This window comes from Massilia sp. GCM10023247 (genome assembly GCF_042653325.1).
Classification (GTDB): domain Bacteria; phylum Pseudomonadota; class Gammaproteobacteria; order Burkholderiales; family Burkholderiaceae_D; genus Telluria.
Map to the genome: position 1 here is coordinate 247,768 of NZ_JBHSIB010000011.1, position 12,771 is coordinate 260,538.

Annotated in this window: 9 protein-coding genes; 7 read left to right on the plus strand and 2 right to left on the minus strand. The window is 72.3% G+C overall.

Annotated elements, in window-relative coordinates; all coding sequences use genetic code 11:
- Positions 1–8 precede the first annotated feature (8 nt).
- On the plus strand, positions 9–1,943 hold the full coding sequence (locus ACFPAH_RS11500; RefSeq protein ID WP_379744934.1) for a prolyl oligopeptidase family serine peptidase: 1,935 nt from the start codon (positions 9–11) through the stop codon (positions 1,941–1,943).
- Positions 1,944–2,005: 62 nt separating this feature from the next.
- On the opposite strand, the gene ACFPAH_RS11505 is transcribed toward ACFPAH_RS11500, so the two are convergent.
- Both ACFPAH_RS11505 and ACFPAH_RS11510 read right to left on the minus strand, forming a co-directional pair.
- A complete protein-coding gene (locus ACFPAH_RS11505; protein WP_379744936.1) occupies positions 2,006–2,614 on the minus strand; it encodes a YXWGXW repeat-containing protein in 609 nt (202 codons plus the stop codon).
- A 211-nt stretch (positions 2,615–2,825) separates the two neighbouring features.
- Positions 2,826–3,065, minus strand: coding sequence for a hypothetical protein (locus ACFPAH_RS11510; protein ID WP_379744939.1), 240 nt, complete (start codon positions 3,063–3,065; stop codon positions 2,826–2,828).
- Between the two features lie 216 nt (positions 3,066–3,281).
- On the opposite strand from ACFPAH_RS11510, the gene ACFPAH_RS11515 reads away from it, so the two are divergent.
- From ACFPAH_RS11515 to ACFPAH_RS11540, 6 genes are all read left to right on the plus strand, one after another.
- Positions 3,282–6,470: a penicillin-binding transpeptidase domain-containing protein gene (locus ACFPAH_RS11515; protein WP_379744942.1), complete on the plus strand. Its 3,189-nt coding sequence runs from the start codon at positions 3,282–3,284 to the stop codon at positions 6,468–6,470.
- A gap of 115 nt (positions 6,471–6,585) precedes the next feature.
- Positions 6,586–7,899, plus strand: coding sequence for a hypothetical protein (locus ACFPAH_RS11520; protein ID WP_379744945.1), 1,314 nt, complete (start codon positions 6,586–6,588; stop codon positions 7,897–7,899).
- The gene (locus ACFPAH_RS11525) at positions 7,900–8,457 is read left to right on the plus strand and encodes a hypothetical protein (RefSeq protein WP_379744948.1); all 558 of its coding nucleotides are present in this window, start codon (positions 7,900–7,902) and stop codon (positions 8,455–8,457) included. It begins immediately after the preceding gene.
- Complete coding sequence (locus ACFPAH_RS11530; RefSeq protein ID WP_379744951.1) at positions 8,454–9,515, plus strand: hypothetical protein; 1,062 nt, start codon at positions 8,454–8,456, stop codon at positions 9,513–9,515. The genes ACFPAH_RS11525 and ACFPAH_RS11530 overlap by 4 nt, the downstream gene beginning before the upstream one ends.
- Positions 9,512–10,528 carry a hypothetical protein gene (locus ACFPAH_RS11535; protein ID WP_379744954.1) on the plus strand — a complete coding sequence of 339 codons (1,017 nt, stop codon included), beginning with the start codon at positions 9,512–9,514 and terminating at the stop codon, positions 10,526–10,528. The genes ACFPAH_RS11530 and ACFPAH_RS11535 overlap by 4 nt, the downstream gene beginning before the upstream one ends.
- Positions 10,529–10,683: 155 nt before the next feature.
- Positions 10,684–12,771 (plus strand): hypothetical protein, encoded by a 2,088-nt coding sequence (locus ACFPAH_RS11540; RefSeq protein ID WP_379744957.1) that lies wholly within the window; start codon positions 10,684–10,686, stop codon positions 12,769–12,771.

Sequence of the window (12,771 nt, forward strand, 5' to 3'; positions counted from 1 at the left end):
GAGAATCCATGCGTTTCAAGCACGTCGTTCGTCTTTCCGCGCTGGCCGTTTGCCTGGCCGCCGCGCTGCCGTCCCACGCCGCCGCCAAGGCGCCGAGCGCCAAGGCGGCGCAGAAAATGCCCAAGCGCTACACCATCGAACAATTCATGGCGACCACCTCGGTGACGGGCGCCTCGTTCAGCCGCGACGAGCAGCAGATCCTGTTCAGCAGCAACGCGTCGGGGATCTTCAATGCCTATGTGCTGCCGGTTACGGGCGGCACGCCGCGCGCGCTGACCAGTTCGAGCACGGACAGCACCTATGCCGTCGGCTTCTTCTACAACGACGACCGCATCCTGTTCACCCGCGACAAGGGCGGCGACGAGCGCAACCACCTGTTCGTGCGCGAACTCGACGGCAGCGAGCGCGACCTGACCCCGGGCGACAAGCACAAGGCCTCGTTCGCCGGCTGGCAGCCGGACGGCAACGCCTTTTATGTGGCGACCAACGAACGCGACCCGCGCTATTTCGACCTGTACCGCTACGACGCGAAGACCTATGCGCGCACGCTGGTCTACCAGAACGACACCGGCCGCACCGTGCAGAGCATCAGCCGCGACGGCCGCTGGCTGGCGCTCGGCAAACCGAACACCACGGCCGACAGCGACATCTACCTGTACGAGATCGCCACCGGCCAGACGAAACACCTGTCGCCGCACAAGGAGACCGCCAGCTACAGCGCCGAGGCCTTCGACCCGGAATCGAAGCGCCTGCTGTTTACCACCAACGACGGCGCCGAATTCATGCGCGTGCGCGCCTACGACCTGGCGACCGGCGCCGTGACCGACGTCGAAAAGGCCGACTGGGACCTGGTCGGCACCGGGTATTCGCGCAACGGCCGCCATCGCGTCAGCTACGTCAACGAGGACGGCAGCATCCGGGTGCGCGTGATGGAGACAGCGGGGAACGGCGCCGAAAAGCCGGTGCCGATGCCGAAACTGGCCGGCGAGATCCGCCAGACCACCTTTTCCCCGAGCGGCAACCTGGTCGCCTTCTACGTCAACGGCGACCGCTCGCCGAACAACCTGTACGTGCACGACCTGCGCAGCAAGAAGACGGTCCAGCTCACGCGCAGCCTGAGCCGCGATATCGACCCCGACGACCTGGTCGAGGCCGAAGTCGTGCGCTTCAAGTCGTTCGACGGCACCGTGATCCCCTCGATCTTCTACAAGCCCAAGGGCGCGTCGAACACGAACAAGGTGCCGGCCGTGGTGCTGGTCCATGGCGGTCCGGGCGGGCAGACCATGCGCGGCTACAGCGCCCAGGTGCAATACCTGGTCAACCACGGCTATGCGGTATTGGGCATCAACAACCGCGGCAGTTCGGGCTACGGCAAGACCTTCTTCACGGCGGACGACCGCAAGCACGGCCGCGAGCCGCTGTGGGACTGCATCGAGGCCAAGACCTGGCTCGCCAGCCTCGGCTGGGTCGATCCCGAGCGCATCGGCATCATGGGCGGCAGCTACGGCGGCTACATGACGCTGGCGGCGATGGCCTTCCGGCCGGAGGCGTTCAAGGTCGGCATCGACATCTTCGGCGTCAGCAACTGGGTGCGCACGCTGGAAAGCATCCCGCCTTACTGGGAGTCGCAGCGCAAGGCCCTGTACGACGAGATCGGCGACCCGGTCAAGGACAAGGAATTCCTGATCGCCACCTCGCCGCTGTTCCATGCCTCGAACATCCGCAAGCCGCTGATGGTGATCCAGGGCGCGAACGACCCGCGCGTCATCAAGCCGGAGAGCGACGAGGTGGTCGAGGCGGTGAAGAAGAATGGGGTGGAAGTCGAGTACATCGTGTTCGGCGACGAGGGCCACGGTTTTTCGAAGAAGAAGAACCAGGCCGAGGCCAGCGCGAAGATCCTGGCCTTCCTCGACAAGCACCTGAAGGGGAAGGCGGCACCGTAAGCGCCTGACCGCGAACGAAAAAAGCGCCTCTGTCGAGGCGCTTTTCTTTTTGTCCCAAACAATCAGCGGCGGTAGGGATTGTCCGGGCTGCTGTCGCGGCTGTTGCGGCGGCCGTCGCCGTCGCGATCGTGGTCGTAGCGGTTGGGGATGCCGTCGTTGTCGCGGTCGCGGTCGCGGGCGTTCGGGATGCCGTCGCGGTCGTAATCGCGGCCGCGGCGCTCGAAGCGGTCCGGGATGCCGTCGCGGTCGCGGTCGCGGCCACGGTATTCCTGGCGCCGGTCGTGGCGATCGTAGCGGTCGTAGCGGTCGTAATAGACGCGCTGGTAGCCGTCATTGCGCACATAGTAGCCGTCGCCGCGGTACGGAGCCCAGCCGCCTTGCTGCATGTACCAGCGGCCACCGCGCTGCTGCCATGCCGGGGGCGCATACACATAGCCCGGACGCTCGACGATGTAGCTGCCGGGGATCCAGTGGTGGCGGCGCCCGCCCCACTCCCAGTAGCCGGGCGACCACACATAGCCGCGGCGGACGGCCGGCGCGCGTTCGTACAGCGGGGCCGGCGGCGCCGAGCCGATATACACCTGCACATCGGTTTGCGCCATCGACGGCAGCGGTGCGAAAGCGACGGCGCCGAGGGCGATCAGGCTAGCAAGGGGGAGGCTGCGTTTCATGTTCGTTCTCCATAATCCAAAGCGGATGATTCATATTATCAATCGCTCGATGGCAATGGGACGTTTGACGCAAGTGCTTACATCTGAAACAGAATCCGCGAACCGTGTTGCAACAGCCGGGATGGGGAAAGGCGGGGAAGGGGGAAAGCGGGAACGACGGGAGCAGTACCGGACCGGGCCCGTCAAGGCGCGGTCCGGCCTGCGCCGGGAATCAAATGCGGCTCCCGGCGGCGCGGCGATCGGCCAGCACGGTCAGCCCTTGGTCGGCGGGGCTCAGGCGCTTGGCTTTCACCACGACGACAGCCATTTTGGTTTCGGTGGCGATGCTCGAATCCTGGATGACCGCCGGGCTGGCGTGGGCTTGCGGCACGGCGTCGGTGAAGAAACTGGCCGAGCCGGCTGCTGCGAGGGCAACGACGAAAACGGCTTCCATGTGCTTGGCGATGTTCACGGTGGTTCTCCTTGCGGGTGGTGGTGGTCGATGTGTGCACTGTAGCCGCGGCCCCCGCGGCGAGCCATCGGATTGCGACAAGCCGCACGAAAAGCGGGATGGCCTGCACAAAACGGCGCTTAAGTGATCCTAACCCGGCCGTATCTGCGTGCTTTTCCCATCCCCTCCGCTAGGAAGCCCGGGACGGCCGGGGCCGGCAGGAGAAGGGTGGAAGACATGATCGCCAGCTTGTTCGATGGATTGGGCGCGCAGCACAAGGCGTGGCGGCGCGCGCGCAACCTGCGCGCGGCGCGGCGCTTGCCGGGCAAGCCGGGCAAGCCGGGCAAGCCGGCGCCGGCCGCGCACGTCTCGTGCCCCGGGCCCGCGGCCTGGCTGGGCGCGGCAGCCGTCGTCCTGCTCGCGGGCGGCGCCGTCCTGATCGCCAACCACGCGCGTTCGCTCGGCGCTGCCGTTGCCGGCAGCGCGCCGTCCGGCACCGTGCGTACGCTCGACGCCTTCCAGCCCGCCCTGCCGGGCCTGGCCTTCGGCGTGTCCGGCCAGCCCGGTGTTGCGCTCGACGCCAAACCCGGCGGCGCCTTGCTGATCCTGTCGGGGATGCGCGCGCAGCAGGGCGTCGTCATCGACCTGTGCAGCCAGGCGCTCGAGGGCGCGGACGGGCGGCTGGCGCCGATACGGATCGGCTACCCCTTCGCCGACGTGGCGCGCTGGGCGGCGCGCAACGAGGGCGCGGCCAGTTCCGTGACCCTGAGGAACGTGGTGCTGGCGGCGCCCGGCATGCCGCAGGTCGACATCGGCGGCGTGGCGCGGGCCGGCGGGACGCTGCGGCTGGCATGGCAGGGCCAGGCGCGCTGGGTGGGCGATGCCGGCGCCGGCGCCATCCTGCGCGGCGAGCGCGGCCAGGCGGCCCTCGGGCGCGACGGCTGGCTGGTGTGGGGCGGCGAAGGGGCGCTGCGCGTCACGCGCCGGGCCAGCGCGGCCTGCCCCGATGCGGGCGAACTGGTGCTGACCCGCTACCATCCCGCGCCGGGCCCGGCCGCGGCCGCGCTGGTGGCCGCCTTCCCGCAGCAGGGCCCCGCGCGCAGCGCCACGCTCGCGCCCGGCGAATACCGGGTGCCGGCGCAGGCGCGCGCGCCGCTGGAGGACGGCGCCCTGTTCGAGCGCCTGCTGGCGCGCGGCCTGGTGCGGCTCGGCCCGGACGGGGCGATCGCGCTGGCCCCGCGCGACCTGGCCGCCTGGCGCGCCGCCGGCCCCGGCCAGCGCACGGCCGACCTGGCCGCCTGGGACGGCGTGCGGCTCGACGACAGTGCGCGCCGCCTGCTCGAGCGGCTGTACTGGCGGGCCGACGGCGCCTATGTGCGCGAGCAGGTCCGGATCTTCAACAGCGAACGGCGCCTGCTGGCCTGGCGGGTGCGCCCCGGCACGCCTGGAAGCTGGCAGGCGCAGGCGGGCGGGGTGGCGCTGGCCCACGACGCGCCGCTGCCGCTGGCGGCCTCGCGCCTGTTCGAGCGCCTGCCCGAAGGCTGGGAGGCCTGGCGCCGCGTGGCCGATTGGCCCGCAGGTGCCGCAGGTCTCGCTTCCGTGCGCCTGACGCTGGTGCTGCCGCAGCCGGCGCGCGGCAGCGAAAGGATTGCGCTGCTGCTCGCCGGCCGCGTGCGCGCGGTCGAGGGCGCGCAACTGCTGCAGGCGCGCGCGGCCTGCGGCGGACGCGCTTGCACCGCCCCTGACGATGTCAGCGAACTGCTGCTGGCGGCGGGCGCGGGGAGCCGCCGCATCGTGATCGAGGCTGCGCCGCTCGACCTGGCCGCCATGGGCAACCCGGGCGACGCCGCCTGGCGCCACCTGCGGGTGCGCGACGGGCGCCTGGCCTGGCAGCCGCTGGCGCAGCCGCGCGGCGCGCGCCCGGTTGGCGCCGCGCCCGTCCTGCTCGCCGACCGCAACGGGACGCCGCTCTGGCAGTCCGGCGGCGCCACGCCGGGCGCGCAAGGAGCGGGCCTGGCCTCGCTGCTGGGCCTGCACGCCCAGGATGGCCACAGCATCGCCGGCATGCTGGCGCGGCTCCGCGCTCCCGCTTCCGCTTCCGCCGGCGCGCACGCTGCCGCGCTGACCCTCGACCTGCCGCTGCAGGCCGCCGCCCAGGGCGCGCTGGAGTGCGTCGGCCTGCGCCGCGGCAACTGGGACGGCGCGCGCTGCCATGGTGGCGCGGCGCCGCCCGCGGGGCGCCAGGCGGGGCTGGTGCTGCTCGACACCGGCAACGGCGACATCCTGGCCGCGGCCAGCGCGGGCGGCGCCGTCGCGCCCGGCACCCCCTGGGAGGAAGTGCGCGACTTCGACCGCGTCGACCCGGCGCGCAGCCCGCTGCGCCAGGCGGCATTGCAGCACGACGGCGGCGCCGAACGCAGCCCCGGCTCGACCTTCAAGATCGTCAGCGCGCTCGGCCTGGAACTGGCGGCCCGGCGCGACCCGTCCCTGGACGCGCTGCTGGAGGGCATGCCGCTGGCCGCCATCGATGCGCTGGCGCGCGAGCGCGGCTTCGCGTTTCGCAGCAGCGCCGCCACCTATCCGGCCAGTGGCCGGCTGGCGCACATCACCAACTACCGCGACGGCACCCTCGAACGGCGCGCCCAGGACGGCAGGCTGGGGCTGGCGCAGGCGCTGGCCTATAGCCTCAATACCTGGTTCGCCTGGACCGCGGAACTGGGCGACGCCAGCCTGTTCGGCAAGCCGCAGGGCGGGGCGCCCAGCCTGCGCGCGCTCGACCCGGAAGCGCTCGACGGCATCCGCCCGATCGCCGACATGGCGCGCCGCCTGGGCTTCGGGCAGGCCCTGCGGCTCGACGGTGGCCTGTTGCCGTTCGGCTACGACTGGCGCAACTGGGATGCCTTGCAGGCCAGCCGCGCCGCGATCGACCCGGTCGGCTCGCGCCACGAGCTGCGCCAGATGGCGATCGGGCTGCGCATGCAGGTGACGCCGCTGCACATGGCGATGGTGGCGGGCGCCGTCGGCGAGGGCCGCGCGATCGCGCCGCGCCTGCTGCTTGCGCTCGACGGCAGGGAGGCCCAGGCGCGGCCGGGCGCGCCGCTGGGCGTGCGCCTGGACCGCATCAAGGCCGGCCTGCAGGGCGTGGTGACCCGCGGCACGGCGGCGGGCGCCTTCCGCGCGCCCGAGTTCGACGGCCTGCGCGGCGGCCTGTACGGCAAGACGGGGACCGCGCCCAGCGGCGCGGGCGACCAGGGCACGGTCTGGTTCACCGGCTGGCTGGAACCCGGCAGCATCCCCGGCCAGACCCGGCGCCTGGCCTTTGCCGCCTTCGTCAGCCGCTCGGAAGCGACCGGCGGGGCGCACGCGGCGCCGGTGGTCGCGGGGCTGCTGCGTTCGATGCTGGCGCAGGCAAAACCGCGGGCCTGAAGGCGCCGCCGGCGGGGCTTCTCCAGCGCGCCGTCCTCTGCTGTTTGTGTGGCATGATTGACAAAATCCGTGTTCCAGCGGATATGCCGTCGAAACAGGAAGCGAAGAGGAAGGTATGCGTCTGCCGGGAACCCGGTACCAGGAACCTGGATGGGAAGGGGTGCGCAAGCTGCTGGGCAGCTGCTCGCTGGCCGTCTTCGCCCGTTGCGATCCGGCGCATGGAGTCAACCCGGCATTGCTCGACCCGGCAGCGGACGGCGCGGCGCTGTATGTCGACTTGCTGGCCGAGCAGTTGCAGCGGTGCGCCCGCAGCGCCCGCGCCCAGGCGGCGGGCAACAGCTACGGCGACTCGACCGGCGAGCTGGCCCTGATGCTGGCCTACGAACTGGCGGCGCGCCCGGCCGACTGGGAAGCCTTCCGCAGCGCGCTGGCCCGCGAGCACGCCCGTGCGCCCGCCTTCTGGCGCGAGCCGGGCGGCGAAGCGCTGCTGCGCAAGAAGGTCAACGACATGTTCGCCGTCCTGCGCGACAAGGTCGACGCCGACAACTACCAGGCGGCCTGCGGCCGTCCGTGCAGCCCGAACCGCATCTATGCCTACCGCATGCTCGACACCGCCTATGGCGAGATCGCGCGCCTGTTCGCGGGCTGGCGCGAGCACGGCGAGCAGGTCGCGGCGATCCTCGGGCGCCCGCTCGAATCGGCCTTGCCGATCGAGGTGCGCCAGATGCGCTCGATCGCCGGCTGCCGCCCCGAATGGATCATGCGCTGGAGCGAAACGCGCGAGCGCTTCGGCGGCGCGCCGGGCCCCTTGCACACCCGCTCGAAACGCTTCGACAGCCTGAAGAACAATCCCGGCAAGATCGGCGAGATGCTGGCCGAGATCGGCGAGTACGAGGTCCTGTCCGGCAACCGCGACGGCGACTGGCTGCACGACCGGGAGGCGGCAGGCGCCTGGCTGGACGATTACTGGCGCGTGCTGGACGAGTCCGAACAGGGAAGCACGCCCGGGCCTGACCTGATCCTGGAAGCGGCGGCGGAGGCGCTGGACGGCTTCGGGCCCGCGGTGCCCGAGGTGTCCGAGGTGCCCGCAACCGCGGGCGGGGAGGACGATCCGCTGGCCGAGGTCCGTGCCGAGTCGGTTTCACTGCCCCCCGGCTTTGTGCTTGCGGCGCGGGCCGCCGAGGATGCGGGCAGCTGGAGCGCGCGCCTGCTGGGCGGCGAATCGATGGCGGTGCGCCTGGCCGTCTACCTGAAGCTGCTGGGGAGCACCGACGACAGCTATCCGGACGCCTGGCGCGACCCGGCCACCGGCGCCTTGCCGACCATGGCGCAGCTGGCAGCCCTTGACGGGCTGTCGCTGCCGACCCTGCGCAAGCGGCGCGACGGGGCCATCGCCCGGCTGCAGGCAGCACCATTGAGGGGAAGATGAATGACAAGCGAGACTGAATTACGCGATCGTCAACTGCGCGAACGCCTGCTGCTGGCGCCGCGGGTGGAAGGCGACCGCCTGCTGCTGGCCGACGCCGTGCTGCTGGCGGCGCTGGACGGCAACCGTCCCCTGACGGCCGGCGAGCGCGCGGCCCTGCAGGCTTCGCCGCTGACCACGCGCCGCCTGCGCACGCTGGCGCTGGAGCGGCGCGCCGCCGCCAACGATGCCTGGCAGGGCAGCGCCGGCATGCTGCGCGCGGCCGACAGCGGCGCGGCGCTCGAGGCGCTGGCGACCGACGACGGCTGGTGGCGCCTGCATTTCGTCGGCGCCGCCGAGGGCCTGCGCGTGATCCTGCAACTGCTGCCGGAAGCGCCGTTCGCGGCGCGCCTGCTGGACCAGGAGGCGTCCGTGCGCGTGCTCGACGGCGCGGACCGCGTGCTGCTGGCAGGACGGCTCGACGCCGACGGCGAATGCGAAGCGGCCTGGCCCTGCGCCGAGGCGCCGCCGGCGCACTTCCAGCGCCACGGCGCGCGCTTCACGGTGCAGCCGGCGCCATGATGCTCGAACTGTTCAGGCGCATCGCCGGCGCCCCGCCATTCGACGCCGCCGGGCTCGGGGCCCGGGTCGTCGCGCGACCCGTCGCATCCGGCTGCCAGCTCCCCGCGCCCTGCGTCGGGGTGGTGGTGGACGCCGGCGGCCGCACGCGCCGCATCAGCGCCGGCGGCCGGATGGCGCTCGGCGCCGGCGACAGCGGCTGGTGCTTCCATCCCGGCCCCTATGGCTGCGACCTGCAGCCCTTCGCCGCCGCGCCCGAGATCGGCCTGCGGGTCGCGTTTGCCGTCGACAGCCCCGACCCGCGCGCGGCCCAGCAGCGTTTCGACCTCTACCTCGCCAGCGAGGCGGACGGCGAGCTCACGCTGGCCGCGTTCGCCGCCCAGGCGCAGGAAGCGCTACAGCGCGAGCTGGCGCAGGGCAACCTGGAACTGCCGCCCTGCACCAGCCTGGACGAGTGGAACGCTTTCCGCGGCGGCTTCAACCAGCTGATGTACACCCGCTTCGGCGTCAGCGTCGACGATTGCGTGCCGGTCGACCTGGCCGGCAGCCGCGACTACGCGCAGGAGCTGCGCGAGAGGGCGCAAGCGGAGCGCGCCGGTGCCGCGCTGCCGGCCGTGCAGCCGGCGGCGCCGGCGGCCTTCGATCCTGCTGCGCAGGACGCGCGCGCGCTGCGCCGCCTCTTCCTCGAGCTGCCTTGCCTGATGTGCCGGGTGCGTCTCGCCACGCTGCCGCAGGGACAGGGGCTGTTTCGCCGCCAGCAGGACTTGCTTGGGCGGCTAGACCTGCTCAGCCTCGCAGCCGGCACGATGCCGGCCCTGGCGCTGGCGGCGCCCGGACAGCCGCTCGATGTGGGGCAGCAAGTGCGGCGCGCGCGCCACAGCCTGCGCGCCCAGGCGGCGCTGGACGAAGCCTGGGCGCTGCTGGCGCGCGTCGAGCGTGCCGACGAAGCCGACAGCGGCGCGCTGGCAGCCCTGTTCGACGAGGCCGAGCGGATCGTCGCCAACCTCGAACTCGACATGGACGGGCGCAGGCAGGTGGCGGCGCCAGGAGAAGAGGCATGAACGCGCCAGGGACGAGGCAAGCGGATACCGTCGCCGTGCGCAGCCTGCTCGCCGACGGCAGCCTGGTGACGGTGACCGCCAGCCGCCGCCCGCGCGGCGGGCGTGCCGAGCTCAAATGCAGCGCACCCGGCGCGCCCGCGCTGGCGGCGCGCATGGGGCAGGTGGCGCGCCTGGCGCGCCACACCGAGGCGCGCTACGACAGCCGCGACCAGGTCGTCATCGGCATGGACCGCGCACCGGGCTCGAACGAGCGCGACTGGGAACTGGCCGTGGTGCTGGCCGACCGCATGGTGCGCGGCCTGCTGCCGGCGCGCCCGGGCCTGGTCGCCAACGGCTGGTCCGACGCCTGGGAACGCGGCCGGATCGCGGGACACGACACCCGCGCGGCCCCGGCCGGCGCCTTGCTCGGCGGCGCCGGCAACCTGCACCATATTGGTGCATTGTCGGGCCAGCCCGACGTGGCCGCGTCGGTCTCGGGCGCGCGTGCCTGGTTCCCGCTGCACAGTGGCGGCATCCACGACGCACTCGGCTGGGTAGAGGTCAGCGTGTATCCGCTGGAGGAGGGCGGCGGCGGGGACGAGGACGCCGTCGCCGCGCCCGGCCTCGACAGCGCGCGCCTGGCCGCCTTACGCCAGGTGCTGGCCGGCGCGCGCCATTTCGACGGCCAGGCCGTGGACAAGTGGCGCACCACGGTGCGCTTCGGCGTCGACGCCTTCCACGGCAATTCCTGGGAGCTGGCGCTGGTGCTGGCCGACCGCATCGCGCGCGGACGCGAATTCATCCCGCGCGGGCGCATCATTGCCAGCGCCTGTTCGACGGCCTGGCATGCGGGCCTGGTGGAAGCGGTCGCCGGCCTGGGCCCGAAATGCGCGCTGATCGAACGCGAGGCCCAGGCCGGCGACCGGGTGCTGCTGCCGCGCGCCTGGGAAGCCGATTTGCCGCCGGGGTTTGCCGAGGCATTGCGGCGCAAGGGCGCGAGCCTCGCATGCATCGACCGCATCGGCATCATTTAGCGCCCGGCACAGCCTCCATGGCGGCGTTGCATCCGTCTCGCCGTACTAGCGTACTGTCTTCGACGGTGCGCCTTGCCCTGGAGGCTGTGCCGGGCGCTTGAAAAAATGGGACTGCCGGCATCGGCCGGCAGCAGGATTAGCACAGGAGTCGGATCATGTTCCAGATGTTCGGTTTTGGCGGCACCCGGTGCCCGCGCTGTGAGCACAAGAATACGGGCGAGGCGGGCTATTGCGCCGCCTGCGGCATCACGCTGGGCGCGCCGCGCCATTCCCCGGTGCTGGTCGATAACCGCTGGGTCGCCGGGCCGGACGAACTGGCCGTCTGCTTCGGCGTGCGCGCGCTGTCGGGCCTGTTCGTGAAGACACTGCGGGTGCCGGCTACCTCGCGCGCCTACATCCTGCAAGGGGAGCAGGCGACCGAGGTGCCGCAGGGCGAATACGAGATCGAGGGCTTTTTCGGGCGCCTGAACCACCTGCTGCGCGATGGGCACGCCGAGATCCTGGTCACGCGCACGGCCGCGCTGCCGGTGGCGTTCGACTTCGACGAGCTCGAGACCAGCGAGCACCTGGCCGTGTCCGGGCGTTTCACGGTCAGCCTGCGCATCGAGAACGTTCCCGCTTTTGCCCGCCATTTCATGACCATGCCCGGCGTGATCGGCAGCGCCCAGCTGCGCGAACTGCTGGCGCCCGCGCTGCGCCAGCTGGCCGCCGAATTCGTCGGCGCCCGCTCGCTGCGCGAGATGGCGGGCAACCGTGCACTGCGCGCCGAGTTCGACGAGCGCCTGCAGGGCGGGCTGCGCCTGCTGCTGGCCTCCTATGGCCTGGGCGTGGTCCAGGTCGAGACGCTGGCGCTGCGCCACGATAAATTCGACGCCAACCGCGCCCGCATCGGCAGCCTGTGGCTGGCCGCCGACGCGCGCCGGGTGCAGATGGAGCACGCGCGCCAGATCGAGGAGCTGTACGACGAAAACGAATGGCGCCGCATCGAGCGCGAGGGGCAGGCCGCGCGCCAGCGCCTGCGCCGTCTCGAACTGCGCCAGGCCGAAACCCTCGACCGCGCCGAGCTGAGCCTGGCCAACGGCGAGCGCGCCCAGGCCGTGCGGGCGCGCGAGATCGAGCTGTACGGGCGCGTGGTCGAGTCGCGCTCGCGGCGCGAGGCGCTGGCGCGCGGCGCCGGCGAGATCCTGGCCGAGCTCGAACACGAACTGGCGCAAAAACGCGTGCAGCGCGCCGGCGAACAGGACGAGTGGGCGCACCTGCAGGCCATGGCCCGGGTGCGCATGCGCGGCGCGCTCGAAGTGGCGCAGCAGGAAGCCCTGCAGGCGCGCCGGCTCGCCCAGCAGCGCTTCTCCCAGCAGCTGCTGGTGCAGCAGATCCGCAACAAGGTCGAGCAGGCCCAGGAGATCGCAGACGCTGCGCGCCGGCGCGAGGAACTGGCACGCCTGCGCGCCGCGCAGGCGGCGGCTGCCGCGCGCGCCGATGCGCTCGACGAGGAAGAACACAAGGCGCAATTCGAGCTGGTGGTGCTGGCCAATGCGGCGCGCCGGCGCGCGCTCGAGCACGAGGCGCAGTGGGAGGAGCAGCAGGCGCAGTCGCGCCTGCGCGCGTCGCAGCACGCCGCCGACCTGGAACTCGAAGGGGTGAAGCAGCAGATCGAGGCGCTGCGGCGCGAGGGCGGCCGCGAGGACGCCATCGCCCAGCACGAAAAGCTGCTGCGCACCCTCGACGCCGAGCACCGCCAGGCGCGCCAGGCCAGGGAGGTCGAGCTGATGGAACAGCAGGCGCAGCGCCAGCACCAGCTGGAGCTGGCGCGCCACGAGCTGCAACGCGCCGAAGTGCTCGACGGCCTGGAGGACACGACCAAGCTGGCGGTGGCGGCCGCGCCGAATGCCGCGATCCTGTCCGACTACCTGAAGACCCGGGTCCACGCAACGATGGGCGCGGACCAGCTGGGCGCATTGGCCGGCGTGGTGGCGGCCGGCGGCAACATCACGGGCCAGGAAGCCGCGCGCCTGGCCCAGGACGCGGCCGAGCGCGAACGCCAGCGCCGCGACCTCGAGGTCGACAAGGACCGGCGCCACCAGCTCGACCTGCTGGGCTTGCAGAACGACGTGAACAAGGCGGCGCTGGGCGCCCAGGCGCAGGCGCAGTCGGCAGCGACGGCGCGTGCCTGCGGCCACGGCCACCCGGTGGGCGCGCACGACCGCTTTTGCGGCGCCTGCGGCGCCGCGCTGCACGCCTGA